Origin of the sequence: Streptomyces sirii (genome assembly GCF_045690365.1) — a bacterium.
Lineage (GTDB): Bacteria > Actinomycetota > Actinomycetes > Streptomycetales > Streptomycetaceae > Streptomyces > Streptomyces sirii.
Window position 1 is genome coordinate 6,583,783 of sequence record NZ_CP147982.1, and the last position, 26,493, is coordinate 6,610,275.

The 26,493-nt window shown below is 72.2% G+C and carries 17 protein-coding genes; 13 read left to right on the forward strand and 4 right to left on the reverse strand.

What is annotated here, in order from left to right:
- Nucleotides 1-72: 72 nt before the first annotated feature.
- Nucleotides 73-2,745 (reverse strand): SpoIIE family protein phosphatase, encoded by a 2,673-nt coding sequence (locus WAB15_RS29735; RefSeq protein ID WP_407288087.1) that lies wholly within the window; start codon nucleotides 2,743-2,745, stop codon nucleotides 73-75.
- Nucleotides 2,746-3,004: 259 nt separating this feature from the next.
- On the opposite strand from WAB15_RS29735, the gene WAB15_RS29740 reads away from it, so the two are divergent.
- The 10 genes from WAB15_RS29740 to WAB15_RS29785 all read left to right on the forward strand — a co-directional run bounded on the left by WAB15_RS29740 (nucleotide 3,005) and on the right by WAB15_RS29785 (nucleotide 17,780).
- Complete coding sequence (locus WAB15_RS29740) at nucleotides 3,005-8,527, forward strand: HAMP domain-containing protein (protein ID WP_407288088.1); 5,523 nt, start codon at nucleotides 3,005-3,007, stop codon at nucleotides 8,525-8,527.
- A 256-nt stretch (nucleotides 8,528-8,783) separates the two neighbouring features.
- Complete coding sequence (locus WAB15_RS29745) at nucleotides 8,784-9,440, forward strand: two-component system response regulator (protein WP_384434486.1); 657 nt, start codon at nucleotides 8,784-8,786, stop codon at nucleotides 9,438-9,440.
- A 92-nt stretch (nucleotides 9,441-9,532) separates the two neighbouring features.
- Complete coding sequence (locus WAB15_RS29750) at nucleotides 9,533-12,304, forward strand: DNA translocase FtsK (protein WP_407288089.1); 2,772 nt, start codon at nucleotides 9,533-9,535, stop codon at nucleotides 12,302-12,304.
- Nucleotides 12,305-12,526: 222 nt separating this feature from the next.
- Nucleotides 12,527-13,336 (forward strand): helix-turn-helix domain-containing protein, encoded by an 810-nt coding sequence (locus tag WAB15_RS29755; RefSeq protein WP_399150978.1) that lies wholly within the window; start codon nucleotides 12,527-12,529, stop codon nucleotides 13,334-13,336.
- Nucleotides 13,337-13,441: 105 nt separating this feature from the next.
- Nucleotides 13,442-14,935, forward strand: coding sequence for a 30S ribosomal protein S12 methylthiotransferase RimO (gene rimO / locus WAB15_RS29760; RefSeq protein WP_407288090.1), 1,494 nt, complete (start codon nucleotides 13,442-13,444; stop codon nucleotides 14,933-14,935).
- Complete coding sequence (gene pgsA / locus WAB15_RS29765) at nucleotides 14,932-15,600, forward strand: CDP-diacylglycerol--glycerol-3-phosphate 3-phosphatidyltransferase (RefSeq protein WP_399150980.1); 669 nt, start codon at nucleotides 14,932-14,934, stop codon at nucleotides 15,598-15,600. The genes rimO and pgsA overlap by 4 nt, the downstream gene beginning before the upstream one ends.
- Nucleotides 15,597-16,133, forward strand: coding sequence for a CinA family protein (locus WAB15_RS29770; protein ID WP_407288091.1), 537 nt, complete (start codon nucleotides 15,597-15,599; stop codon nucleotides 16,131-16,133). The genes pgsA and WAB15_RS29770 overlap by 4 nt, the downstream gene beginning before the upstream one ends.
- A 94-nt stretch (nucleotides 16,134-16,227) precedes the next feature.
- Nucleotides 16,228-16,611 (forward strand): helix-turn-helix domain-containing protein, encoded by a 384-nt coding sequence (locus tag WAB15_RS29775; protein WP_399150982.1) that lies wholly within the window; start codon nucleotides 16,228-16,230, stop codon nucleotides 16,609-16,611.
- A 239-nt stretch (nucleotides 16,612-16,850) separates the two neighbouring features.
- Nucleotides 16,851-17,324, forward strand: coding sequence for a Dps family protein (locus WAB15_RS29780; RefSeq protein WP_407288092.1), 474 nt, complete (start codon nucleotides 16,851-16,853; stop codon nucleotides 17,322-17,324).
- Nucleotides 17,325-17,501: 177 nt separating this feature from the next.
- Nucleotides 17,502-17,780 (forward strand): hypothetical protein, encoded by a 279-nt coding sequence (locus WAB15_RS29785; RefSeq protein WP_399150993.1) that lies wholly within the window; start codon nucleotides 17,502-17,504, stop codon nucleotides 17,778-17,780.
- Here the strand turns inward: WAB15_RS29785 and WAB15_RS29790 are convergent.
- The 3 genes from WAB15_RS29790 to WAB15_RS29800 are packed head-to-tail and all read right to left on the reverse strand — an operon-like array spanning nucleotide 17,728 to nucleotide 24,229.
- A complete protein-coding gene (locus WAB15_RS29790; RefSeq protein ID WP_407288093.1) occupies nucleotides 17,728-18,504 on the reverse strand; it encodes an SDR family NAD(P)-dependent oxidoreductase in 777 nt (258 codons plus the stop codon). The two genes, WAB15_RS29785 and WAB15_RS29790, sit on opposite strands and share 53 nt — an antisense overlap.
- Nucleotides 18,505-18,563: 59 nt before the next feature.
- Complete coding sequence (locus WAB15_RS29795) at nucleotides 18,564-19,382, reverse strand: Fpg/Nei family DNA glycosylase (protein WP_407288094.1); 819 nt, start codon at nucleotides 19,380-19,382, stop codon at nucleotides 18,564-18,566.
- Between the two features lie 50 nt (nucleotides 19,383-19,432).
- Nucleotides 19,433-24,229, reverse strand: coding sequence for a DEAD/DEAH box helicase (locus tag WAB15_RS29800; protein WP_407288095.1), 4,797 nt, complete (start codon nucleotides 24,227-24,229; stop codon nucleotides 19,433-19,435).
- 136 nt (nucleotides 24,230-24,365) lie between these two features.
- On the opposite strand from WAB15_RS29800, the gene WAB15_RS29805 reads away from it, so the two are divergent.
- The 3 genes from WAB15_RS29805 to WAB15_RS29815 are packed head-to-tail and all read left to right on the forward strand — an operon-like array spanning nucleotide 24,366 to nucleotide 26,465.
- Nucleotides 24,366-25,310 (forward strand): AraC family transcriptional regulator, encoded by a 945-nt coding sequence (locus WAB15_RS29805; protein WP_407288096.1) that lies wholly within the window; start codon nucleotides 24,366-24,368, stop codon nucleotides 25,308-25,310.
- Nucleotides 25,311-25,320: 10 nt separating this feature from the next.
- Entirely contained in the window at nucleotides 25,321-26,160 is an 840-nt protein-coding gene (locus WAB15_RS29810) for an AzlC family ABC transporter permease (RefSeq protein WP_399150988.1), read from the forward strand.
- Nucleotides 26,157-26,465 (forward strand): AzlD domain-containing protein, encoded by a 309-nt coding sequence (locus tag WAB15_RS29815; RefSeq protein WP_407288097.1) that lies wholly within the window; start codon nucleotides 26,157-26,159, stop codon nucleotides 26,463-26,465. The genes WAB15_RS29810 and WAB15_RS29815 overlap by 4 nt, the downstream gene beginning before the upstream one ends.
- Nucleotides 26,466-26,493: the final 28 nt, after the last annotated feature.

Genomic DNA, 26,493 nt, shown 5'->3' on the forward strand with positions numbered 1-26,493 from the left:
TGATGCCGGGGCAGCGGCCGGTGGGCTGTGAGGCAGCCCACACAAGCCGCGGCGGCCGCTGCTCCGGGGTGGTCAGCTCGTCTGGAATTCGGGGACGCGCATCGCGAGGATGGCCATGTCGTCGGAGGCCGGTTCGGCGGCGAAGCGCTCCACGGCGCGCAGCACGCGGGCGGCGACGGCGCCGGCGGTCAGGCCCGTACAGGTCGTCAGGACGTCGGTGAGGCCGTCGTCGCCGAGCATGCGGGTGCCCTCGCGGCGTTCGGTGACGCCGTCGGTGACGCACAGCAGGACGTCGCCGGGGTCGAGGGTGACGGTCTGTTCGTAGAGTTCGAGGTCGTCCATGACGCCGAGGAGTGGTTGGGGTTCGGCGGCCGGCTCGACGGTGCCGTCCTGGCGCAGGCGGAGCGGCAGGGGGTGGCCGGCGCAGACGACCTTGAGGATGGCGCTGCCGTCGTCCTGCGGCCACAGTTCGCCGTAAAGGAGCGTCAGGAAGCGGCTGCGGGCGCCCTCGTCGAGGATGGCGGCGTTGAGCCGTTCCAGGACGGCGGGGCCGCCGAAGCCCTCGCGGGCGAGCAGGCGCAGGGCGTGGCGGGCGAGGCCGGTGACGGCCGCCGCCTCCGGGCCCGTGCCGCAGACGTCGCCGATGGCGAAGCCGTAGGCGCCGTCGCGGATGGGGAAGAGGTCGTAGAAGTCGCCGCCGACCTCGTTGCCCTCACCGGCCGCGCGGTAGATGACCTCGATCTCGACGCCGGCGATGTCGGGCAGCGGCTCCGGGGGGAGCAGGCTGCGCTGGAGGGACTGACTGATGGCCGTGCGCTCTGAGTAGAGGCGGGCGTTGTCGAGGGCGAGGGCGGCCCGGCGGGAGAGGTCCTCGGCGAGTTCGAGGATCTCCTGGCGGAAGTGCTCCTCGGTGGGCTTGCCGAGGGTGAGCATGCCGATGACGCGGTTGCGGGCGACGAGGGGGAGCACCACGGTCTCGCCGCCTACGGCGGAGGCGGTGGCGAGGGTGGCGCCGGGGCCGCTGGAGGGGCGGGCGGCGTTGCCCAGGCCCAGGCTGCGCATGGAGGTGCGCACGGCGGCGTCGTGTGCGGCGTCGCCGGGGGCGGTCCATACCCGGGCGCCCGGGGTCGGGACCGGCTCGGGCGGGTCGACCTTCATCAGCAGGGTCTTGAGGCCGTCGATGCGGTCCTCGTCCTCGTGCAGGACGTAGGAGAGCTCGGGCTCGGAGGCCTGGTCGGCGACGGTGTAGACGGCGCACCACGTCGCGAGCGTGGGGACGGTCATCTGGGCCATCAGGGCCAGGGTCTGGTCGCGGTCGAGGGTGCCGGCCAGGAGGTCGGAGGCCTCGACGAGGAAGGACAGGGAGCCGCGGCGCAGCTTCTCCAGCTCGGTCAGGCGGGCGCGTTCGACGGCGAGGGCGATGCGGTCGGCGGCGAACTGCAGACGCAGCGCCTCTTCGTTCGTATAGCGGCCGGGTCCTTCGGCGGCGACGCCCAGGGAGCCGGTCAGCCGTCCCTCGACCTTCAGCGGGACGGTGACGACCGAGCGCATGCCCGTGCCGCTGAGCAGCGGTACGGCGCCGGGCACGGCGGTGAGGTCTTCGTGGACGGCGGGCATCCGGGCGGAGCCGTAGCGGCCGGATCCGGCCTCGACGGGGACGCGGGCGAACCGCTGGCGGGCGGAGGGCAGGCCTGTGGAGGCGCGTACCTCCAGCTCGGTCTCGTCGTCGGTGGCCAGCAGGAGGTAGGCGGCGTCACCGTCGAGCATGTCGCGGGCGCGTTCGACCGTGCGCTGGAGCAGACCGTCGAGGTCGTCGGGGGCCGGGGAGCCGATGAAGACCTCGAAGGGGTCGGACGGGCGTCCCTCGGACTGCACGGCCTGGGTGGCGGCGTCCGGTGCCGGCGTGCGCTGGGGGCTCTGCAGGATCGCCCGCTCGTGGTCGCGCACCAGGAGGCAGACCGTGGAGGCCTCGCCGTCGGCGTCGCGTACGCGCAGGTGGGAGGCGTATACGGGGACGACGCGGCCGTCGGCGCCGCGCATGCCGTAGGAGCCCTCCCAGCGGGAGAGCTGGAGCGCCTCGGCGATGCCGGTGCCGGTGCCGGGTGTGTGCGGCCAGGCGGCGAAGTCGGTGAGCGGCTTGCCGATGACCTGCTCGCGGTCGTAGGCGAAGAGGTCCTGGGCGTCCTCGTTCCAGAAGCTGATGCAGCCGCCGCGGTCGATCTGGACCACCGCGACCCGCACGCGGGGGTCGGCGACCGGGAGGGCGTCCACCGGGAGGGCGGGGCCGGCGGAGCGGGTGCCGGCGGGGCGCTCGGGCTGGTCGAGCTGGAACCAGACGTGCTTTTGCGCGGCGGTGTACTCCACGCCCCACCGGGAGGCCAGTGCGCCGCACAGCAGCAGACCGCGGCCGCCCTCGCGGTCCGGGTGGACGACGATCTGTCCGGCGTTCTGGAGCGGAATCTCACGTTCGGGGTATCGGTCGGCGACCGAGATCCGTACCCCTACGTCATTGCGCAGACACAGCACGTCGGCGGCCGTGCCGGCGTGCACCACGGCGTTGGTGACCAGCTCGCTGGTGAGGACGACGGCGTCGTCGACGATGTCGGCGCAGCCCCAGCCCTGGAGGGTGTCACGGACGAACGCACGGGCAGTGGCGACCGAGCGCCCCACCGGGTCGAAGGTTGCGGTGGCCCGCGCGGTGATCACTGGTCTCCTCATGCGTGTGTCGGTGATCTGCTCCCCCATGGTCGCGGCGCCCCTCCGAATACCTGTCGTGCTCGCACCACCGACCGGGAGTCTGAACCGGGGGGTGGACAGCCGTATGCCAGGTTACTTACCTTCGCCGCGACCGAGGATGCCGGTCACGTGTGTTTCCGCCCCAAACGTTCCCTGGGACGTGTGCGATGCTGCCGAACTGTTATGGCCTGGTTGGGCCATGGTGAAACACTGGGCAAGTATCAAGAGAAAGCCCGGGTGGAACGGTCGACCCTTCGGGAGGGACACGGTGGAGTCTGGCGCAGCGGCGCGGGGCGCAAGCACGCGCGCGAAAGGCGGACGATCCCGGAGTAACGGGACGACCGAGGTGGACACGGCTGCGCTGAATCGGCTGTTGGTCGCTCTGGTCGCGATGCGGGACGGGAACTTCCGCAAGCGGCTCACGGTGTCCGGCGACGGCGTCATGTCGGAGATCGCGGCGGTCTTCAACGAGGTCGCGGACCGCAATCTGCATCTGACCGGGGAGCTGGCGCGGGTGCGCCGGGTCGTCGGACGTGAGGGAAAACTCACCGAACGGCTGGAGGTCGGCGCCGCCGAAGGCTCCTGGGCCGCGGCCATCGACGCCTCGAACGCCCTGGTCGACGACCTGGTACGGCCCGTCTCCGAGGTGGGGCGGGTGCTGTCGGCGGTCTCCGAGGGAGACCTGGAGCAGCGGATGGACCTGCGCTCGCGCAGCTCGGACAGCTCCTCGGAGCATCCGCTGCGCGGTGAGTTCCTCAAGGTCGGCCGTACGGTCAACGGGCTGGTCGACCAGCTCTCCGCGTTCACCGACGAGGTCACGCGGGTGGCCAGTGAGGTCGGTACGGAGGGCAAGCTCGGCGGGCAGGCCCGGGTGCGCGGAATGTCCGGTTCGTGGAAGGACCTGACGGAGTCCGTCAACACGATGGCCTCCCGGTTGACGGCTCAGGTGCGTGATATCGCTCTGGTGACCACCGCGGTCGCCAAGGGTGATCTGTCGCGCAAGGTGACCGTCCACGTCGCCGGCGAGATGCTCGAACTGAAGAACACCGTCAACACGATGGTGGACCAGCTGTCCTCCTTCGCCTCCGAGGTGACCCGGGTCGCCCGCGAGGTCGGTACGGAGGGTGAGCTCGGCGGGCAGGCGCAGGTCCCCGGCGTCGCCGGCGTGTGGAAGGACCTGACGGATTCGGTCAATCTGATGGCCGGAAACCTCACCGCGCAGGTGCGCGGGATCGCCCAGGTCACCACCGCAGTCGCGAACGGCGACCTGTCGCAGAAGGTCACCGTCAGCGCACGCGGCGAGGTCGCGCAGCTCGCCGACACCATCAACACCATGACCGAGACGCTGCGCACCTTCGCGGACGAAGTGACGCGGGTGGCGAACGAGGTCGGGGCCGAGGGGCAGCTCGGCGGCCAGGCGCAGGTACCGGGCGCGGCCGGCACGTGGAAGGACCTCACCGACTCGGTGAACAACGCCTTCCGGAACCTGACCGGTCAGGTGCGGGACATCGCCCAGGTGACGACCGCGGTCGCCAACGGCGATCTCTCGCAGAAGGTCACCGTCGATGTCGCCGGTGAGATGCTGGAGTTGAAGAACACCGTCAACACGATGGTGGACCAGCTCTCGTCGTTCGGTGCCGAAGTCACCCGCGTGGCACGGGAGATCGGCGTCGAGGGCGAGCTGGGCGGCCAGGCGGCGGTCCCCGGGGCCGCGGGCACGTGGAAGGACCTGACGGACTCCGTCAACACCGCGTTCCGCAACCTGACCGGGCAGGTGCGCAACATCGCCCAGGTGACGACCGCGGTCGCGAACGGCGACCTGTCGCAGAAGGTCACCGTCGACGTCTCCGGCGAGATGCTCCAGCTGAAGAACACCGTGAACACGATGGTGGATCAGCTGTCCTCCTTCGCCGACCAGGTCACGCGGATGGCCAGGGACGTGGGCACCGAGGGCCGGCTGGGCGGTCAGGCCCGGGTGGACGGCGTCAGCGGCACCTGGAAGGAACTCACCGACTCCGTCAACTTCATGGCGGGCAACCTCACCTCGCAGGTGCGGCAGATCGCGCAGGTGACGACGGCGGTCGCGCGCGGCGACCTCTCCCAGAAGATCGACGTGGACGCGCGCGGCGAGATCCTGGAGCTGAAGAACACCATCAACACGATGGTCGACCAGCTCTCCGCGTTCGCCGAGCAGGTCACCCGGGTCTCCCGGGAGGTCGGTACGGACGGCCGGCTGGGCGGCCAGGCGCAGGTGCCCGGCGTCGCCGGTGTCTGGCGCGATCTGACCGACTCCGTCAACGGCATGGCCGGCAACCTGACGGCCCAGGTCCGCAACATCGCGCAGGTCGCCACGGCGGTCGCGCGCGGCGATCTGTCGCAGAAGATCGACGCCGACGCCCGGGGCGAGATCCTGGAGCTCAAGAACACCCTGAACACCATGGTCGACCAGCTCTCCTCGTTCGCGGAGCAGGTCACCCGGGTCGCCCGCGAGGTGGGCACCGAGGGCATCCTGGGCGGCCAGGCCGAGGTACAGGGCGTCAGCGGTACGTGGAAGGACCTCACCCAGTCCGTCAACTTCATGGCGAACAACCTGACGTCGCAGGTGCGCAACATCGCCGAGGTGACGACGGCGGTGGCCCGCGGCGACCTGTCCAAGAAGATCACCGTCGACGCCAAGGGCGAGATCCTCGAACTGGTCACCACCGTCAACACGATGGTCGACCAGCTCTCGTCGTTCGCCGAGCAGGTGACCCGGGTGGCCCGTGAGGTGGGCACCGAGGGCCAGTTGGGCGGTCAGGCGCGGGTGCCGGGTGCGACCGGTATCTGGCTGGACCTCACCGACAACGTCAACCTGATGGCCAACAACCTGACCATCCAGGTGCGCAACATCTCGCAGGTCTCGGCGGCCGTCGCCAACGGTGACCTGACCAAGAAGGTCACGGTCGAGGCGCGCGGCGAGGTCGCGCAGCTCGCCGACACGGTCAACACGATGGTCACGACGCTGTCGTCGTTCGCCGACGAGGTCACGCGAGTGGCCCGCGAGGTGGGCACCGACGGCATCCTGGGCGGTCAGGCCCGTGTCCCCGGCGTCGCCGGCACGTGGAAGGACCTCACCGAGTCCGTGAACTCCATGGCCAACAACCTGACCGGCCAGGTCCGCAACATCGCCATGGTCACCACCGCCATCGCCAAGGGCGATCTGACCAAGAAGATCGACATCGATGCGCGCGGGGAGATCCTCGCGCTGAAGACCACCATCAACACCATGGTCGACCAGTTGTCGTCCTTCGCCGAGCAGGTCACCCGGGTGGCCCGCGAGGTGGGTACGGAGGGCCAGCTGGGCGGCCAGGCACAGGTACGGGGCGTGGCCGGCACCTGGCGCGACCTGACCGAGTCGGTGAACGAGATGGCCGGCAACCTGACCCGCCAGGTGCGCGCCATCGCCGCGGTCGCCGCGGCGGTCACCCTCGGCGACCACAACGTCCGGATCGATGTGGACGCGGCCGGCGAGATCCTGGAGCTCCAGGACAACGTCAACACCATGATCTCCACGCTCCGCGAGACCACCCTCGCCAACGAGGAACAGGACTGGCTCAAGGGCAACTTGGCCCGGATCTCCGGTCTGATGCAGGGCCGGCGCGACCTCAAGGACGTCGCCACGCTGATCATGAGCGAGCTGTCGCCCGCGGTCTCCGCGCAGCACGGCGCGTTCTTCCTCGCGGCGCAGCCCGACAGCCGGGAGATCGGCGCGGACGGCGGCGAGCCGGGCGCGTACGAGCTGCGGCTGATGGGCTCGTACGGCTACGCGATGGGCGGGATGCCGACCACCTTCAAGCCCGGCGAGACGCTGATCGGCACGGCGGCGGAGGAGGGCCGCACGATCCTGGTGGAGAACGTGCCCTCCGGCTACCTCAAGATCGCCTCCGGGCTGGGCGAGGCGCCGCCGGCGAACGTGATCGTGCTGCCGGTGCTCTTCGAGGACAAGGTGCTCGGCGTGATCGAGCTGGCGTCCTTCCACCCGTTCACCCAGATCCAGAAGGACTTCCTCAGCCAGATCGCCGAGATGATCGCGACCAGCGTCAACACCATCTCGGTCAACACCAAGACCGAGGTGCTGCTCAAGCAGTCGCAGGAGCTGACCGAGCAACTGCGCGAGCGCTCCGCGGAGCTGGAGAGCCGGCAGCGGGCGCTGGAGCTGTCCAACTCCGAACTGGAGGAGAAGGCCGAGCAACTGCGCGCGCAGAACCGCGACATCGAGGTGAAGAACACCGAGATCGAGGAGGCGCGGCAGGTCCTGGAGGAGCGTGCCGAGCAGCTCGCGGTCTCGATGCGCTACAAGTCGGAGTTCCTGGCGAACATGTCGCACGAGCTGCGGACGCCGCTGAACTCCCTGCTGATTCTGGCCAAGTTGCTGGCCGACAACGCCGAGGGGAACCTCTCGCCGAAGCAGGTCGAGTTCGCCGAGACGATCCACGGCGCGGGCAGCGACCTGCTCCAGCTGATCAACGACATCCTGGACCTGTCGAAGGTCGAGGCCGGCAAGATGGACGTCAGCCCGACGCGGATCGCGCTGGTCCAGCTCGTCGACTATGTGGAGGCCACGTTCCGGCCGCTGACCGCGGAGAAGGGGCTCGACTTCTCCGTACGGGTCTCGCCGGAGCTGCCGGCCACGCTGCACACCGACGAGCAGCGGCTGCTGCAGGTGCTGCGCAACCTGCTGTCCAATGCGGTGAAGTTCACCGACAGCGGTGCCGTCGAACTGGTCATCCGGCCGGCCGGCGCGGACGTCCCGGTGGCCATCCGCGAGCAGCTGCTGGAGCACGGCTCGCTGCGCGACCCGGACGCCGACATGATCGCCTTCTCGGTGACCGACACCGGCATCGGCATCGCGTCCAGCAAGATGCGCGTCATCTTCGAGGCGTTCAAGCAGGCGGACGGCACGACCAGCCGCAAGTACGGAGGCACCGGCCTGGGCCTGTCGATCAGCCGGGAGATCGCCCGCCTGCTGGGCGGCGAGATCCACGCGGCGAGCGAGCCCAGCCGCGGCTCCACCTTCACGCTCTACCTGCCGCACAACCCCGGCGGGCTGCCGCCGCAGGGCTATCCGCAGTTGGTCGCCGGCGGGCTGGCGATGGACGCGGAGGCGCGTGAGACCGAGGTCGGGCTGCAGGAGGCCGAGGAGGCGCAGCTCCGCGAGGCGGGTGCCGGCGGCAGCCTCAACCGGCGTCGCCGCCGGGCGGTTTCGGGGGCCCAGCGCCGCTTCGCGCTGCCGAGCCGGCAGACGGCCGCGGCGCAGCCGTCCACGCCGCCCACCCCGCCCCCGGCGCCGGTGCGGCCGAGCGCCCAGCAGCCCGCCGAGGAGCCCTGGATCGGCAACGGCCAGGATCTGGTGGATCCGGGCTTCGACGGCGGCTTCCACGGCGAGAAGGTACTGATCGTCGACGACGACATCCGCAACGTCTTCGCGCTCACCAGCGTCCTGGAACAGCACGGGCTGTCGGTGCTGTACGCGGAGAACGGCCGGGAGGGTATCGAGGTGCTCGAACAGCACGACGACATCGTCCTGGTGCTGATGGACATCATGATGCCGGAGATGGACGGGTACGCGACCACGGCCGCGATCCGCCGGATGCCGCAGTTCGCCGGACTGCCCATCATCGCGCTCACCGCGAAGGCGATGAAGGGGGACCGGGAGAAGAGCATCGACTCCGGGGCGTCCGACTACGTGACCAAGCCGGTGGATACCGATCATCTGCTGTCGGTCATGGAGCAATGGATGCGCGCGGAGTGACGCGGCGTCCAGTATGGGAACCGAAAGAGGATCACCGCGTGCTGACTGAGTGTCGCCGTGGACGTGTGGAAGCGCAGGATCCGGGGAACCTTCTGGTCTCTGTCTGCGTTTCTGCTACGTGCACAGTGACATCGCGGTGACAGGGTGTGGCGACAGGCGGGGTGCAGCTACCATGACCGGCACAAGGACGGGCGGCGTGACGGAGTCGTCCCCTGGGGCGGCGTCCGGTTCCATGCCGGGGCGAGGAGGGCGGGCCATGGTGCAGAAGGCCAAGATCCTCCTGGTCGATGACCGGCCGGAGAATCTGCTGGCGCTGGAGGCGATCCTCTCCGCGCTCGATCAGACACTGGTGCGGGCATCGTCCGGGGAGGAAGCGCTCAAAGCACTGCTCACGGACGATTTCGCGGTCATTCTGCTCGATGTGCAGATGCCGGGAATGGACGGTTTCGAGACCGCCGCGCACATCAAGCGGCGCGAGCGCACCCGTGACATCCCCATCATCTTCCTCACGGCCATCAACCACGGCCCGCACCACACCTTCCGCGGCTATGCGGCCGGCGCGGTGGACTACATCTCCAAGCCGTTCGACCCGTGGGTGCTGCGCGCGAAGGTTTCGGTCTTCGTCGAGCTGTACATGAAGAACTGCCAACTGCGGGAGCAGGCGTCCCTGCTGAGGCTGCAGCTGGAGGGCGGCCGGCCGAGCGCCGACGAGGCGCGGGAGTCCGCGGGGCTGCTCGCCGAGCTCTCCGCGCGGCTGGCCGCGGTCGAGGAGCAGGCCGAGGCGCTCTCCAAACAGCTGGACGAGACGGCGGACGCCGCGGCGGTGGCCACCGCCGCCCATCTGGAGCGCAAGCTCACCGGGCTGCGCAGGGCACTGGACGCCCTGGAGCCGGGGTCGGGTACCGCGGGATAGCTGACTGCCTTTCATGAGGCGGGCGCGCGACACGGATGGGTGAAGCGCCGCGCGCTCGTGTCATGCCCGCGATCGCCTGTAATCTCGTCGCCATGGCCTCACGTACGTCCGGCAAGGGAACCCAGAGCGCGGCGGGCCCCTCGAAGCAGCGCGCCGGACGGTCCGGGGGCGCGGCCAAGAAGACCGCCGCGAAGAAGGCGCCCGCGAAACCGGCCGCCAAGAAGGCGGCGGCGAAGAAGGGCCCGGCGAAGAAGGCACCGGCCAAGAAGGCCGCGCCGAAACCGGCCCCGTCACCGACCGGCGGTGTCTACCGCCTCGCCCGCGCCTGCTGGCTGGGCCTCGCGCACGCCATCGGCGCGGTGTTCCGCGGCATGGGCCGCGGCGCGAAGAACCTCGACCCGGCGCACCGCAAGGACGGCCTGGCGCTGGGGCTGCTGGGCCTGGCGCTGGTGATCGCGGCCGGCACCTGGTCCAACCTCTCCGGGCCGGTCGGGGATCTCGTCGAGCTGTTGGTGACCGGTGCGTTCGGCCGGCTCGACCTGGTCGTCCCGATACTGCTGGGCGGCATCGCGGTACGCCTCATCCGTCACCCCGAGAAGCCGGAGGCCAACGGCCGGATCGTCATCGGGCTGTCCGCGCTGGTCGTCGGCGTCCTCGGGCAGGTGGCGATGGCGTGCGGATCGCCGGGCCGCAACGACGGGCTCCCCGCCATACAGGACGCCGGCGGCTATGTCGGGTGGGTGGCGTCCAAGCCGTTGATCTTCACCGTCGGGCAGACCCTGGCCGTGGCGCTCCTGGCGCTGCTGACCCTCTTCGGGCTGTTGGTGGTCACCGCGACGCCGGTGAACGCCATTCCGCAGCGGCTGCGGGCACTCGGCGTGCGACTGGGCGTGGTGCACTCCGCCGAGCCCGAGGCGGACTTCGACGAGGTCGAGGAGTACGCGCAGGAGTGGCGCGAGCGGCCCGTGCGCAAGCCGCGGCGCGGCGCCGCCGCGGCGCCCGCCACGCCCGACCCGGACGCCATAGAGGAGGCGGCGCTGGCCAAGCGGCGGCGCCCGCGGCGGGCGTCCGCGCAGCCCGACCCGGACCGGCCGATGGACGCGGTGGACGTCGCCGCCGCGGCCGCCGCGGCGCTGGACGGCGCGGTGCTGCACGGCGTCCAGCCCTCACCGCTCGTCGCCGGGCTCAGCAGCGGCATCTCCGGGGAGCGCGGGGAGTACGGCCGCGAGGACACCGCGGTGGAGGGCGGCACGGTGCCGCCGGCCCGCGAGGCGGAGCCGGCGCCGCCCGCCGCCGAGCGGACCTCGTCCGTGCCGGACTTCACCAAGGCCCCGCCCGAGCCGTCCGGCGACCTGCCGGCGCGCGCCGAGCAGCTGCAGCTGTCCGGCGACATCACCTACGCGCTGCCCTCGCTGGAGCTGCTCTCGCGGGGCGGCCCCGGCAAGACCCGCAGCGCCGCGAACGACGCCATAGTGACGGCGCTGACCACGGTCTTCCAGGAGTTCAAGGTCGACGCCGCGGTCACCGGCTTCACCCGCGGCCCGACGGTCACCCGCTACGAGGTCGAGCTCGGCCCCGCCGTCAAGGTCGAGAAGATCACCGCGCTGGCCAAGAACATCGCCTACGCCGTCGCCAGCCCCGATGTCCGCATCATCAGCCCGATCCCGGGCAAGTCCGCGGTCGGCATCGAGATCCCCAACACCGACCGCGAGATGGTCAACCTCGGCGACGTACTGCGACTGGCCGACGCCGCGGGCGACGACCATCCCATGCTCGTGGCGCTCGGCAAGGACGTCGAGGGCGGCTATGTCATGGCCAACATGACCAAGATGCCGCATGTGCTCGTCGCGGGCGCCACCGGCTCCGGCAAGTCGTCCTGCATCAACTGCCTGATCACCTCGGTCATGGTGCGCGCCACGCCGGAGGACGTACGGATGGTGCTGGTCGACCCCAAGCGGGTCGAGCTGACCGCGTACGAGGGCATCCCGCATCTGATCACGCCGATCATCACCAACCCCAAGCGGGCCGCCGAGGCGCTCCAGTGGGTGGTCCGCGAGATGGATCTGCGCTACGACGACCTCGCGGCCTACGGCTTCCGGCATATCGACGACTTCAACGAGGCGGTGCGCAGCGGAAAGGTCACCTCGCCCGAGGGCAGTGAGCGGGAGCTGGCGCCGTACCCGTATCTGCTGGTGATCGTCGACGAGCTGGCCGACCTGATGATGGTCGCGCCGCGCGACGTGGAGGACTCGATCGTCCGCATCACCCAGCTCGCCCGGGCGGCCGGTATCCATCTGGTGCTCGCCACCCAGCGGCCGTCCGTCGACGTCGTCACCGGCCTGATCAAGGCCAATGTGCCCTCCCGGCTCGCGTTCGCCACCTCCTCGCTCGCCGACAGCCGGGTCATCCTCGACCAGCCGGGTGCCGAGAAGCTGATCGGCAAGGGAGACGGGCTGTTCCTGCCGATGGGTGCGAACAAGCCGGTCCGTATGCAGGGCGCGTTTGTGACCGAGGCCGAGGTGGCGGCCGTCGTCCAGCACTGCAAGGACCAGATGGCGCCGGTCTTCCGCGACGACGTCACCGTGGGCAGCAAGCAGAAGAAGGAGATCGACGAGGACATCGGCGATGACCTCGATCTGCTGTGTCAAGCCGCTGAGCTGGTGGTTTCCACCCAGTTCGGGTCGACGTCGATGCTTCAGCGCAAGCTGAGGGTGGGGTTCGCCAAGGCCGGCCGGCTGATGGACCTGATGGAGTCCCGGAACATCGTCGGGCCGAGCGAGGGTTCCAAGGCGCGCGACGTTCTGGTGAAGCCGGATGAATTGGACGGAGTGCTGGCGGTGATCCGGGGGGAGGCTACCCAGTAGCACACACATCCGGGTCACTCGTACGAGAGAAGCACGCAACCGTTTCTCCTGCCGACACGTCAAGTTGAGGGAGGCGAGGGACGATGCTTCGTCATCAACCCCTTGGCACCGCCGCGGGCGTTCCGATGGCGTACAAACTCCGCCCTCCCGCTTGCCCGACCCTTTCGCCCCACCCCTAAACTGAACTTCCAGCAGGTGGCTACACGCTCGAAAGGCGCCCCCGTGTCCATCGGCAACTCCCCCGAATCAGACCGGCCTTCCGTCGGTCACGCCCTCCAGCAGGCCCGTATCGCGGCGGGACTGACCGTCGAAGAGGTCAGTACGACGACACGGGTGCGCATCCCCATCGTTCAGGCGATCGAGCAGGACGACTTCTCGCGCTGCGGCGGCGACGTCTACGCCCGGGGACACATCAGAGCGCTCGCTCGCGCCGTCTCCCTCGACCCTCATCCGCTGATCGACCAGTTCGACGCCGAGCACGGCGGACGGCCCACGCCGACCGATCTCGCCGCCCCGATCTTCGAGGCCGAGCGGATCCGCTCCGAGCCGCGGCGGCCGAACTGGACCGCCGCCATGGTCGCGGCGATCGTCGCCGTGGTCGGCTTCGTCGGCTTCACGCTCTTCAGCGGCGGGGAGCGGAACGACAACGGCCCGATCACGGCGGGTGACGCCAACGCCAAGCCGGCGCCGGCACCCACCCGCCACCCCTCGACGATCAAGCCGCCCCTCAAGCCCGAGCCCTCCGACAGTGCGGTCGCCGGGCTGCCGAAGGACAAGGTCACGATCAAGGTCACCGCCCGCGACGGCCAGAGCTGGGTCTCCGCCAAGGACGCCAACGGAAAGCTGCTGGAGGACAGCCTGCTCAAGCAGGGCGAGTCCAAGACGATCACGGACAAGAAGCGGATCGACCTGGTCCTCGGCAATGCCCCGGTCGTACAGCTGTACGTCAACGGCAAGGAAGTCAAGGAGATCGGCGAGAAGGGCCCGGTGGAGCGGCTCAGCTACACGCCGGGAGACCCCCAGGCGGGCTGAGAGCGCCCGCCGCGAGGGCGTCCGCCGCCCGGCCCGGGGTGCCCGGGGCGGGGGGCGGAGACCTGCGCGCCAAGGGTGTGTCCGGGACGAAGTAGGCTGAGCCCCATGCCCGAACGCCGTACCGTCGCCCTTGTCACCCTTGGCTGCGCCCGTAACGAGGTGGACTCGGAGGAACTCGCCGGCCGCCTGGCGGCGGACGGCTGGGAGCTCGTCGAGGAAGCCGCCGATGCCGATGTCGCCGTCGTCAACACCTGTGGCTTCGTCGAGGCCGCCAAGAAGGACTCCGTCGATGCCCTGCTGGAAGCCAACGATCTGAAGGATCATGGCAGAACCCAGGCCGTAGTGGCCGTCGGCTGCATGGCCGAGCGCTACGGCAAGGAGCTGGCCGAGGCGCTGCCCGAGGCCGACGGCGTGCTCGGCTTCGACGACTACACCGACATCTCCGACCGCCTGCAGACGATCCTGAGCGGCGGAAACGTCGAGGCCCACGCGCCGCGCGACCGCCGCAAGCTGCTGCCGATCAGCCCGGCCGAGCGCCAGCAGGCCGACGGAGTGGCGCTGCCCGGGCACGGGGACGCGCTGGCCTCGGCCCCCGAGGACCTGCCCGAGGGCGTCGCGCCGAGGTCCGGACCGCGGGCGCCACTGCGCCGCCGCCTGGACTCCCATCCCGTCGCCTCGGTGAAGCTGGCCTCCGGCTGCGACCGCCGCTGCACGTTCTGCGCCATCCCGTCCTTCCGCGGCTCCTTCATCTCCCGCCGGCCCTCCGACGTGCTCGGGGAGACGCGCTGGCTGGCCGAGCAGGGCGTCAAGGAGATCATGCTGGTCTCCGAGAACAACACCTCCTACGGCAAGGACCTCGGCGACATCCGGCTGCTGGAGACGCTGCTGCCGGAGCTGGCGGCCGTCGACGGCATCGAGCGGATCCGGGTCAGCTACCTGCAGCCGGCCGAGATGCGGCCCGGGCTGATCGACGTGCTGACCGGGACCGACAAGGTCGCGCCGTACTTCGACCTGTCCTTCCAGCACTCCGCGCCCGGGGTGCTGCGGGCGATGCGGCGCTTCGGCGACACCGACCGCTTCCTGGACCTGCTGGCGCAGATCCGCACGAAGGCGCCGCAGGCCGGTGCCCGCTCCAACTTCATCGTCGGCTTCCCCGGGGAGAGCGAGAGCGACCTGGCGGAGCTGGAGCGCTTCATCACCGAGGCCCGGCTCGATGCCATCGGCGTCTTCGGCTACTCCGACGAGGACGGCACCGAGGCCGCCTCGTACGAGGACAAGGTCGATCCGGACGTGGTCGCCGAGCGGCTGGCGCGGGTGTCGCGGCTGGCCGAGGAGCTGACCGCGCAGCGCGCCGAGGAGCGGATCGGCGAGACGGTGCGGGTGCTGGTCGACCGGATCGACGACGAGGACGGCGTCGTCGGGCGGGGTGCGCACCAGGCGCCGGAGACCGATGGCAGCACCCTGCTGCTGTCGACCGGCCAGGTGCTGCTGCCCGGTCGTATGGTCGAAGCAAAGGTCGTGGGGAGCGAGGGCGTGGACCTCGTGGCCGAGGTGCTGTCGGTGGACGGCACGGGGTGTACCGAGGAGGCGGGCAGATGACCGGAGTCCCGGCTTCCGCAGCTGGTGGGCCGCGCACGGCGCCGGCCGTCCGGCAGGCCGGGCTGTGGAACATCGCCAACGTCCTGACGATGCTGCGGCTGGTGCTGGTGCCGGCCTTCGTCATGCTGCTGATGCACGACGACGGAACGGATCGGGCCTGGCGCGCCTTCGCCTGGGCCGCGTTCGCCATCGCCATGATCACCGATATCTTCGACGGGCATCTGGCCCGCACGTACAACCTGGTCACCGACTTCGGCAAGATCGCCGACCCGATCGCGGACAAGGCGATCATGGGAGCCGCGCTGATCTGCCTTTCGGTGCTGGGGGACCTGCCCTGGTGGGTGACCGGCGTGATCCTCTTCCGTGAGCTGGGCATCACGCTCATGCGGTTCTGGGTGATCAAGCACGGGGTCATTCCGGCCAGTCGTGGCGGCAAAATCAAGACATTGGCGCAGGGGACCGCGGTCGGTATGTACGTCCTGGTGCTGACCGGCCCACTGGCGACCTTCCGCTGGTGGGTGATGGCGGTGGCCGTCGTGCTGACCGTCGCCACCGGACTCGACTACGTCCGGCAGGCCGTCATGCTGCGCCGGGCCGGGCTGGCCCGTGAGCGGGCCGAGCGGGCGCAGCAGGCCGAGCGGACGGCAAGGGACACGGGCCGGTGACCGGGCCGGGTTCTGCCGCGGCCGGGGCGCTGGAGCTGCTCGCCGGGTGCGGGCAGAGCCTGGCGGTGGCCGAGTCGCTGACCGGCGGCCTGGTGGCGGGCGCGCTGACCGCCGTTCCCGGGGCCTCGCGGGCCCTGCGGGGCTCGGTCACGGCGTACGCCACCGAGGTCAAGCGGGATGTGCTGGGCGTCGACGGGGCCCTGCTGGCGGCGCGCGGGGCAGTGGACGCCGAGGTCGCGGGGCAGATGGCGGACGGTGTGCGGCGGGTACTGGCTGCCGACTGGGGCATCGCCACGACCGGCGTGGCCGGGCCGGACCCGCAGGACGGGCAGCCGGTGGGCACCGTCTTCGTGGCGGTCCGGGGCCCGGACGGGGTCGGGACGGTGCGCCGGCTGGCGCTGTCGGGTGATCGTGATCGGATTCGCCGGGACACCATCGACGCCGTGCTCGCACTGTTGTTGAGCGAACTGACAGAAAATGCGCGGGCACAGGATACGGAACAACACGGGGGGAATGGATGTTTGCAGCCCTGAGTGAACACGTACTTGCGCCCGGCACGCGTACGGCCCGAGGCGGTACGGTGGGGCGAGAAGGATCCGGATCCGAGGTCCGAGGAGGGAGCCAGCGATGATTCTGCTTCGTCGCCTGCTGGGTGACGTGCTGCGCCGTCAGCGTCAGCGCCAGGGCCGAACCCTGCGCGAGGTCTCGTCCTCCGCCCGGGTATCGCTCGGCTATTTGTCCGAGGTCGAGAGGGGGCAGAAGGAGGCGTCCTCCGAGCTGCTCTCGGCGATCTGTGACGCACTGGATGTGCGCATGTCCGAGCTCATGCGGGAGGTCAGCGACGAGCTCGCGCTCGCCGAGCTGGCAGCGTCCGCGGCCGCGAGCGACCCGGTGCCGGCACCGGTGCGGCCGAAGCTCAATGCGGTGTCCGTCACGTCCCTGGCCGGTGTGCCGGAGGATCGCGTGACCATCAAGTCGCCGGCCGACGTCGTGGATGTCGTCGCGGCCTGACACCCCTGTTCGTACGTACCGAGCCCCGGCGGGCAGCAGCCTGCCGGGGCTTTGTGCTGTCCGGGGGAGGGACGGACGGTGCCGGTGGGCGCTTGCGGGCGGGTTGTCTCGGCCGCACGGAACGGGTGATTCGTCTATACGATGGCGAAGTAATACAAATCGCCCGATTGACCCCTCGTCGATCGTGCCCGGTACCCCCCGATCCCTCGCCGCACCCCCGTCTGAACAGGAGCATCCGGATGTCCGTCGTCAAAAGCACGCTGTCCGACGCAGACCGCACCACGGTCGGGCACGCGCTGCAGGGAGCCCTCGTCGACCTCGTGGACCTCTCCCTCGTCGCCAAGCAGGTGCACTGGAACGTCATCGGCCCGCGGTTCCGCTCCGTGCACCTCCAGCTCGATGATGTGGTCGCCAGTGCGCGCCTGCATGCCGACACCGTGGCCGAGCGGGCCTCCGCGATCGGGGTGCCCCCCGACGGGCGGGCCTCCACCGTCGCCAAGACCAGCGGGATCAACGAGGTGCAGGACGGGTGGATCAAGGACGGTGATGTGGTGCGGGCCATGGTGAGCGCGCTGGGCGCGGTCGTCGGCCGGATGCGCGAGCGGATCATCGCCACCGCCGACCCGGACCCGGTCAGCCAGGACATCATCATCGGTCTCACCGCCGACCTGGAGAAGCACCACTGGATGTTCCAGGCCGAGGCCCACCACTGATCGGGGCTTGCGGTGGTGCCCGCGCGCCGGAAGTGCGCCGGTGCGCTCTCCCCGTCGACGGCGCCCCCCGTCTAGCGTCGGCCGCAGGAGGCACCCATGGCGAGGCGTGGATTCGCGGCCCGCGGACCGGGCGGCCGGCTCACCACTCGTGAGCCGGCCGCCCGGCGGCCGCGGGCCGTGCCGGGGCGCTGGATATCCGCGGCCCTCGTCGGGGGGCTGTGGTGGTGGGCGGTGGTCCGGCTCGCGGTGTGGCCGCAGTCGTCGGGGGCGGTCGAGGGGGCCGTGGCGCTGGGCGGCTGGGGGCTGAGCCTGCTGCCGGTGCACTGTGTCCCGTGGACGGGGCGGAGCGAGGGCATATGCCGCGGCGCCCTGGCCCGTGGGGCTCGCGGGGTCCGGGCGGCGTTCACCAGGGCATCGCGACGCCGCCGTTCGGGCGGAGGATCTGGCCGGTCGTAAAGGACGAGGCGTCGCTGACCAGGTGGAGCACGGCGTGTGCGACGTCCTCGGGCTCGCCCACCCGCCCCAGGGGCGACATCCGGATCATCGGCCGCTCCGCCTGCCGCTGGGCCTCGCCGCCGTGCCGGTCGGTCATGGGCGTGCGTATCCAGCCCGGGGCGACGGCGTTCACGCGGATGCCGTGCCGGCCGACCTCCGCGGCCAGGGTCTTGGTGAGCTGTACGACGGCGGCCTTGGCGGCGCCGTAGCAGAGCAGGCCGGGTGCGCCGATGTCGATCGCGCCGGAGGCCATGGTGACGACGGACCCCCGGGTGGCGGTGGCGATCATGGCGCGAGTCGCCTCCTGGCAGCCGTAGAGCACGCCCTTGAAGTTGGTGTTCCAGACTCGGTCCAGATCCTCGTCCGCGGTCTCCAGTACGGGGGAGGAGTGCATGATCCCGGCGATGTTGGCCATCACGTCGAGGCGGCCGGTGGTCTCGCGGGCGGCGGCGACCACGGCGGCGACCTGGTCGCGGTGGGTGACGTCGAGATGGTGCGGGTGCGCGGCGCCGCCGGACGCGGTGATGGCCGCGGCGGTTGCCCGGGCGCCCGGCTCGTCGAGGTCCGCGCAGTGGACGGTGGCGCCGGCCTCGGCGAGGAGGGCGGCGGTGGCCCGGCCGATGCCGCTCGCCGCGCCGGTGACGATCGCGGTGCGGCCCGTGAGGTCGTACGCGGTGAGGGGCATGACGCGAGGGTAGGGAGAGATCTGACGGGTCGTCAATTAGTGCGGGGCGGGAAAGTGCGTCAGGGGGCGGCGGAGGGCCGGTAGCCGCCCGGCGGGTCCGGCTGGCAGGCGGGGCACCAGTAGGTGACGCGTTCTTCCGCGCCGGGTTCCCGGCCGGTGGTACGGACCGCCGTACCGCAGCGCAGGCAGGGGCGGCCGGCCCGGCCGTAGACCCACAGCCGGCGGTCGGGGCGCGCGCTGGGAGTGGTGGTGCGGGCCGGCCGCCGTCTGTTGGCCTCCAAGAGCTTCCGGGCGAGCGCGGGCACCCGTTCGGGGGCGGGCAGCTCGCCGACGGGGAGCCAGGGGGAGGCCCGCAGGACGAAGCACAGCTCGGACTTGTAGACGTTGCCGATCCCGGCCAGATTGCGCTGGTCGAGCAGGGCCTCGCCGAGCGGCCGCTCCGGGGCGGCGAGCAGCCGGCGCAGGGCCTCGGCGGGGTCCCAGTCGGGGCCGAGGAGGTCGGGTCCCAGATGGCCGACGACCCGGGGCTCCTCGGCGGTGGGCAGCAGATCGAGGACGGGGAGGCGGTAGCCGACGGCGGTGTGCTCGGCGGTGCCGAGGATCGCCCTGATCTGGTGGGCCGGGCCGCCGCGCCAGCGCTCGTCGGGGCGGTAGATCTTCCAGGCGCCGTCCATCCGCAGATGGGAGTGCAGGGTCAGTCCGCCCCCGAAGCGGGTGAGGAGATGCTTGCCGCGGGAGACCACCGCCAGCACCTGGCGGCCGGTGAGGTCCACCGTCGCCAGCCGGGGAACGCGCAGGTCGCAGCGGGTCAGCGGGCGGCCGGCCAGCGCTTCGTGGAGCCGCTGCGCCAAGCGCCAGACGGTGTCGCCTTCGGGCATGCCACCATCATGCCGGGAGGCGGCGGCGACCGGGCGGCCGGCTGAGGTCGTCAGCCCCGCAGCCGCAGCCCCCGGGGGGTCGGGTGGAAGCCGGCCGACTCCAGGGTGGCGGCGAAGGGGGAGGTGAGCGCCGCGGTGCCGTTGATGCGTTCGGTGGTGAGAGTGCCCACCGCGCCGGCGCGGGCGGCGTCGATGAGCGCCTCGACCGCGAGCCGGAGGCGGGGGTCGGTGGACGCCCGGGCCGGGTCATGGCCGAGCGGCCAGGCGAGCAGGGTCTTGCCGCCGCGCTCCATGTAGAGCGTCAGTTCGCCGTCGACCAGGACGACCAGCGAACCCGCCTTGCGCCCGGGCTTGTGGGTGGAGCCCTCCGGCGGGTCGGGCCAGGGCAGGGCGGCACCGTAGGCGTTGGCCGGATCGGCGGCGGCCAGGACCACGGCGCGCTGCGGGCCGCCGCCGGACGGCCCGCGGCTCCGGCCCGGCAGCGCGTCCTCGACGTCGCCCGCCCGCTCCCGTTGGTTGCTCACCGCGCGCAGCCGGTCCACCGCGCCGTCCATCGCGAACTGGGCGGCGCCCAGCCCTTCGACGACATAGCCGCGACGGGCCTGACCGGACTCCTCGAACGCGGCCAGCACGCGATATGCCGCGGAGAATCCGCCCTCGACCCCCTCGGCGGCGACCGCCCCGCGGGTGACGATGCCGTGCCGGTCCAGGAGCGTCCGCGCCAGGGCATGGGCGCGGTGGGTGGCGTCCGCCTCGGGGGCCGGCAGCAGTGACCAGCGGCCGCCCACGGTCGGCGGGCCGGAGCGGGAGGCGGTGGGACGGCCGCGGCCCGCCGCCCCGGTCAGCGAGCCGTATCTGCCGCGCGGGACGGCCCGCCGGGCGCGGTGGGCCGTCGAGCCGGCCGTGCGGCCCGAGCCCAGCAGGGCGCGCATCGGAGCCAGGGTGTCGTTGGTCAGCCGGCCCGACCAGGCCAGATCCCACAGGGCGTCGGCCAGCTGGGGGTCGGTGGCATCGGGGTGGGTGGTGGCCCGGACCTGGTCGGCGAGCTGGCGGAAGAACAGGCCGTACCCGGGGGCGAGGGCGGCTAGCAACGACTCGTGCAGGGCGGTCAGTTCCAGGGGGAGGGGCGGCGGGAGCAGCAGCGGGGCGGAGTCGGCCAGATGGAGGGAGAGCCAGCCGTCCTTGCCGGGGAGCGCGCCGGCGCCGGCCCACAACACCTCGCCGGTGGCGGTGAGTTCGTCCAGCAGGGCGGGGGTGTAGCCGCCGACCCGGGACGGCAGCACCAGCTTCTCCAGGGCGGAAGCCGGCACCGGCGCGCCCTGCAACTGCTCGATGGCGCGCACCAGGCCGTCGATACCGCGCAGGCCGTACGACGCGCCGGAGGGCGGTGCCGGTTGCCCGGCCGGCGGTGCCGGGCGGGGCGCGCCGACGTGCTGCCACTGGGGGAGGAAGGCGGCGAGTGCGGCGGGCGGGACCGGTTCGAGCTCCTCGCGCAGCGCGGCGAGCGAGCGGCGGCGCAGCCTGCGCAGCACCTGCGCGTCGCACCACTCCTGGCCGATGCCCGCGGGGTGGAACTCCCCCTGGACGACCCGGCCGGCGGCCGCGAGGCGGTGCAGCGCGCCGTCGGTGACGGCCGTGCCGAGGCCGAAGCGGGCGGCCGCCTGCTCGGAGGTGAACGGGCCGTGCGTACGGGCGTAGCGGGACAGCAGATCGCCGAGCGGGTCCTTGACCGGTTCGGTGAACGACTCCGGGACGCCGACGGGCAGCGCCGTACCCAACGCGTCGCGCAGCCGGCCGGCGTCCTCGACGGCGGCCCAGTGGTCGGCGCCGGCGATCCGCACCGAGATGGCGCGGCGGGCGGCGGCCAGCTCCCTGGTCCACGCCGGATCCGCGCCGCGCTCGGCCAGCTCGGCGTCCGTCAGCGGACCCAGCAGCCGCAGCACGTCGGCGATGCCCTCGACGTCCTTGACGCGGCGGTCCTCCGTCCGCCACTGCAGCTCGCGCTCCAGCTCGGCCAGCACCTCCGCGTCCAGCAGCTCGCGCAGCTCGGCCTGGCCCAGCAGCTCGGCGAGCAGCCGGGAATCCAACGACAGCGCGGCGGCGCGGCGCTCGGCGAGCGGGGAGTCGCCCTCGTACAGGAACTGCGCGACATAGCCGAACAGCAGCGAGCGGGCGAACGGGGACGGCTCGGGGGTGGTGACCTCCACCAGGCGGACCCGGCGGGCCTCGATGTCGCCCATCAGCTCCGTCAGGCCCGGCACGTCGAAGACGTCCTGGAGGCATTCGCGGACGGCCTCCAGCACGATGGGGAAGGACCCGAACTCGCTGGCCACCTGGAGCAGTTGGGCGGCGCGCTGGCGCTGCTGCCACAGCGGTGTGCGCTTGCCGGGGCTGCGCCGCGGCAGCAGCAGGGCGCGGGCGGCGCATTCGCGGAACCGGGAGGCGAACAGCGCGGAACCGCCCACCTGGTCCGTGACGAGCTGATCGACCTCTCCCTGGTCGAAGGCGACGTCGGCGGCCCCCACCGGGGACTGCTCCGGGTCGTACTCCGCGCCGCGGGCCACCAGGCCCGGGTCGGCCGACGGGTCGAAACCGCCGTCGCCGTCGAGGAGGTCGAGGCCCATCAGATCGGCGTCCGGCAGCCGCAGCACGATGCCGTCGTCGGCGTGCATCACCTGGGCGTCCATGCCGTAGCGCTCGGCGAGGCGGGCGCCGAGGGCCAGCGCCCAGGGGGCGTGGACCTGCGCGCCGAAGGGGGAGTGGATGACCACCCGCCAGTCGCCGAGCTCGTCGCGGAACCGCTCGACGACGATCGTGCGGTCGTCGGGGACATGGCCGCAGGCCTGCTTCTGCTCGGCCAGATAGCCCAGCACATTGGACACCGCCCAGGCGTCCAGCCCGGCGGCGGACAGCCGGGCCCCGGCGTCCTCCGGGCCGAGCGAGCCGATCTCCCGGAGGAACGCGCCCAGCGCACGGCCCAGTTCCAGGGGGCGGCCCAGCTGGTCGCCCTTCCAGAACGGCAGCCGGCCGGGGACCCCCGGGGCGGGGGTGACCAGCACCCGGTCGCGGGTGATGTCCTCGATGCGCCAGGACGTCGTGCCGAGGGTGAAGACATCGCCGACCCGGGACTCGTAGACCATCTCCTCGTCCAGCTCGCCCACCCGGCGCCCGCCCTTGCCGGAGTCGCCGGCGAGGAACACGCCGAACAGACCGCGGTCGGGGATCGTGCCGCCGGATGTGACGGCCAGGCGCTGGGCCCCGGGACGGCCCGTGACGGTCTGCGCGACGCGGTCCCACACCAGGCGCGGCCGCAGCTCGGCGAAGGCGTCCGAGGGGTAGCGGCCGGCGAGCATGTCCAAAACCGCCGTGAACGCCGACTCGGGGAGCGCCGCGAAGGGAGCCGCCCGCCGGACGACGGCCAGCAGCTCCTCGACGTCCCAGGTGTCCATCGCGGTCATGGCGACGAGCTGTTGGGCGAGCACGTCCAGCGGATTGGCGGGCACCCGCAGCGCCTCGATGGCGCCCGAGCGCATCCGCTCGGTCACCACGGCCGCCTGCACCAGATCGCCGCGGTACTTGGGGAAGACGATGCCCGTCGAGACCGCGCCGACCTGATGGCCGGCCCGGCCGACCCGCTGCAGCCCGGAGGCGACCGACGGCGGCGACTCCACCTGGACGACCAGATCGACCGCGCCCATGTCGATGCCCAGCTCCAGACTGGAGGTGGCGACCACGGCCGGCAGCCGGCCCGCCTTCAGATCCTCCTCCACCTGGGCGCGTTGCTCCTTGGACACCGAGCCGTGGTGCGCGCGGGCCAGCAGCGGCGGCGCCCCCTTGGCGGCCCCGGAGCCACCCATCAGCTCCGCCGGGGAGTGGTGCTCGGGCAGCGTCGTGGCGGAGCCGCGCGAATCGAGCACAGTGCCCGTGGTGCGCTCGTAGGCGATCTCGTTCAGGCGGTTGCACAACCGCTCCGCCAGGCGGCGGGAATTGGCGAAGACGATCGTGGAGCGATGGGCCTGGACGAGATCGGCGATCCGCTCCTCGACCTGCGGCCAGATGGAGGGCTTCTCGCCCGTGTCGCCCTCCTGGACCGGTGAGCCGCCCAGCTCGCCCATGTCCTCCACCGGGACGACCACCGACAGGTCGAAGCGCTTCCCGGACGGCGGCTGGACGATCTCCACCCGGCGCCGGGGGGACAGATAGCGGGCCACCTCTTCCACCGGGCGCACCGTCGCCGACAGCCCGATCCGGCGCGCGGGACGGTCGAGCAGCTCGTCCAGGCGCTCCAGGGACAGCGCGAGATGCGCACCGCGCTTCGTTCCGGCGACCGCGTGCACCTCGTCCACGATCACCGTCTCGACGCCCGCCAGCGCCTCCCGGGCCGAGGACGTCAGCATCAGGAACAGCGACTCGGGGGTCGTGATGAGGATGTCCGGCGGGTGGTTGGCGATCGACCGGCGCTCCGCGGGCGGAGTGTCCCCCGAGCGGATGCCGACCGTGATGTCGGGTTCCGGCAGCCCGAGTCGGACCGACTCCTGCCGGATTCCCGTCAGGGGGCTGCGCAGATTGCGCTCGACGTCGACGGCCAGCGCCTTCAGCGGCGAGACGTACAGCACCCGGCAGCGCTTCTTCGGCTCGGCGGGCGGGGGAGCGCTCGCCAGCGCGTCCAGCGACGCGAGGAAGGCGGCGAGGGTCTTGCCGGATCCCGTCGGCGCCACCACCAGGACGTCCGAGCCCGCGCCGATCGCCCGCCAGGCACCCTCCTGCGCGGCGGTGGGCGCGCTGAACGCCCCGGCGAACCAACCGCGGGTCGCGGGAGAGAACGAGTCGAGCGCTGCCTTGGCCATGTCCCCCATCGTGCACCGCGCCACTGACAACGCGGCCCCCGCGCGGGCCGCCGACCGCCCCCGACGGGGCCCGCGACACCCGTCCACGCTGTGGACGCCCAGGTCGGGAGCGCTCCCGAGCATCCAGAATGGAGCCATGGTCACGGGCAGCGGGGACGGCGCGGCCATCGGCGGCGCCCCCGGGACGAACGCCACGCCGCAGGCGCGCGGAGAGTGGGCGCGCCACTGGCGGTACGACGGGCTGCCCGGCCTGGACCTGCTGCGCGCCCGCTACGTCCGGCACTCCTTCCCCCGCCACGCCCACGACGGCTACGTCGTCTGCGCGGTCACCTCCGGCGTCGAGGAGGTCGGGCTCCAGCAGGGCACCGTCCGGGCCGGCCACGGCGGCATCGTCATGATCAACCCGGAGGTCGCGCACACCGCGCGGGCCGGCGCGCCCGAGGGCTGGGCCTACGCCACCCTCTACCCGTCGCCCGAGGTCGTCGCCGAGATAGCCGAGGAGACCACGGAGCTGCACGGCACCGCCGGATTCACCCGGACCACCGCCGAGGACCCGTACCTCGGCCGCATGATCACCGAGGTCCACCGGGCCGCCGAGGCGGGCAACGCGCTCGCCGCCGACAGCCTGCTGCGGATCGCCGTCGCCCATCTGCTGCGCCGCTACGGAGGCCCGCTCCCGGCGCGTACGCCGCGCAGCGCGGGCGCGCGGACCGCCAACCTGGCCCGGGCCCTCCTGGAGGAGCGGATGGCCGACCCGCCCTCCCTGGAGAGGCTGGCGCAGGAGCTCGGCACCAGCCCGTTCGCGCTGCTGCGGGCCTTCAAAGGCGCGTACGGGATGCCGCCGCACACCTGGCTCACCGATGCCCGGGTGCGCCGGGCCCGCAGGCTCCTGGAGGCGGGCCGCACCCCCGCGGAGACCGCCGTCGAGGTCGGCTTCAGCGATCAGCCGCATCTGAACCGGCACTTCACCCGGATCGTCGGAGTGCCGCCCGGTGCGTACCGCAGGGAGCGGTCGGTCCAGGAGCGGGTGCGCTCCGGGGCCGCAAGAACGTACAAGACCACCGGGGGCGCGCACTCCTAAGGTCCGAGGCGTGCCAGAACAGACAGAGATACGCCCCGCGGGCCCGGCCGCGCCACCGGGACCGGCGGCCGCCGCGAAGCCCGACTCCGCCGTCATCAGGGACGCCCTCGGCGTCGGTATCGCCGTCGGACTCTCCGGGTTCGCCTTCGGCGTGACCTCGGCCGGCGCCGGCCTCAGCCTGCTGCAGACGTGCGCGCTCAGCCTGCTGGTGTTCACCGGCGCCTCGCAGTTCGCCCTCGTGGGCGCGCTCGCCGCGGGCGGCAACCCGCTCACCGCCGCGGCCGGCGCCTTCTTCCTGGGGACCCGCAACGCGTTCTACGGTCTGCGGCTGTCCACCGTCCTCGGCTACCGGGCCGGCGTCAGGCCCTTCGCCGCCCACTGGGTCATCGACGAGACCTCCGCCGTCACCCTGGCCCAGCCCGACCGCCGCAGCGCGCGGCTGGGTTTCACCGTCACCGGGCTGAGCCTCTACGCCCTGTGGAACCTCACCACCTTCATCGGCGCACTGGGCGCCGAGGCACTCGGCGACACCGACGCCTGGGGCCTGGACGCGGCCGGCCCCGCGGTCTTCCTGGCGCTCCTCGCACCGATGCTCAAGACCGCCGTCGAGCGGGCCGCGGCCGGGCTGGCCGTGGTGGTGCTCCTGGTGGCGCTGCCGCTGCTGCCCGCCGGCGTCCCGGTCCTGCTCGCGGCGCTGGCCGCACCCGCCGTCCTCGCCGTGCAGGGGCGCCGCGAGCGGGCGAAGGAAGCGAGGGCGGCGCGGGAGCCGGGTGCCGGCCGGGAAGGCACCGCCGCGCACCCCGACGGCGGCGCAGGCAGCGACACCACCACCGAGGAGGACCGGGCATGAGCGTCTGGATCGCGATCGCCGCCACCGCCGTCGGCTGCTACCTGGTCAAGTTCCTCGGCCTGTCGGCGCCCGCCGGCGTACTGGAGCGCCCGCTCGTCAAGCGGCTGGCCGCGCTGCTGCCGGTGGCCCTGCTGGCCGCGCTCACCGCCCAGCAGACCTTCAGCGACGGCCGGTACCTGATGCTCGACGCCAAGGCCGCCGGTCTGGCCGCCGCGGTCGTCGCGCTCGTCCTTCGGGCGCCGTTCCTGCTGGTCGTCGGCGTCGCCGTGGTCGTCACCGCCGGAGTACGGGCACTGAGCGGGTGACCGCGGCGGGGCTTGGCGGAGGCTGGGG

Excerpts from the sequence above, each read along its gene's own strand:
- WAB15_RS29735 (WP_407288087.1), bottom strand. The coding sequence starts at position 2,745 with ATGGGGGAGCAGATCACCGACACACGCATGAGGAGACCAGTGATCACC.
- WAB15_RS29745 (WP_384434486.1), top strand. The coding sequence starts at position 8,784 with ATGGTGCAGAAGGCCAAGATCCTCCTGGTCGATGACCGGCCGGAGAAT.
- WAB15_RS29750 (WP_407288089.1), top strand. The coding sequence starts at position 9,533 with ATGGCCTCACGTACGTCCGGCAAGGGAACCCAGAGCGCGGCGGGCCCC.
- rimO (WP_407288090.1), top strand. The coding sequence starts at position 13,442 with ATGCCCGAACGCCGTACCGTCGCCCTTGTCACCCTTGGCTGCGCCCGT.
- pgsA (WP_399150980.1), top strand. The coding sequence starts at position 14,932 with ATGACCGGAGTCCCGGCTTCCGCAGCTGGTGGGCCGCGCACGGCGCCG.
- WAB15_RS29775 (WP_399150982.1), top strand. The coding sequence starts at position 16,228 with ATGATTCTGCTTCGTCGCCTGCTGGGTGACGTGCTGCGCCGTCAGCGT.
- WAB15_RS29780 (WP_407288092.1), top strand. The coding sequence starts at position 16,851 with ATGTCCGTCGTCAAAAGCACGCTGTCCGACGCAGACCGCACCACGGTC.
- WAB15_RS29790 (WP_407288093.1), bottom strand. The coding sequence starts at position 18,504 with ATGCCCCTCACCGCGTACGACCTCACGGGCCGCACCGCGATCGTCACC.
- WAB15_RS29795 (WP_407288094.1), bottom strand. The coding sequence starts at position 19,382 with ATGCCCGAAGGCGACACCGTCTGGCGCTTGGCGCAGCGGCTCCACGAA.
- WAB15_RS29800 (WP_407288095.1), bottom strand. The coding sequence starts at position 24,229 with ATGGCCAAGGCAGCGCTCGACTCGTTCTCTCCCGCGACCCGCGGTTGG.
- WAB15_RS29805 (WP_407288096.1), top strand. The coding sequence starts at position 24,366 with ATGGTCACGGGCAGCGGGGACGGCGCGGCCATCGGCGGCGCCCCCGGG.
- WAB15_RS29815 (WP_407288097.1), top strand. The coding sequence starts at position 26,157 with ATGAGCGTCTGGATCGCGATCGCCGCCACCGCCGTCGGCTGCTACCTG.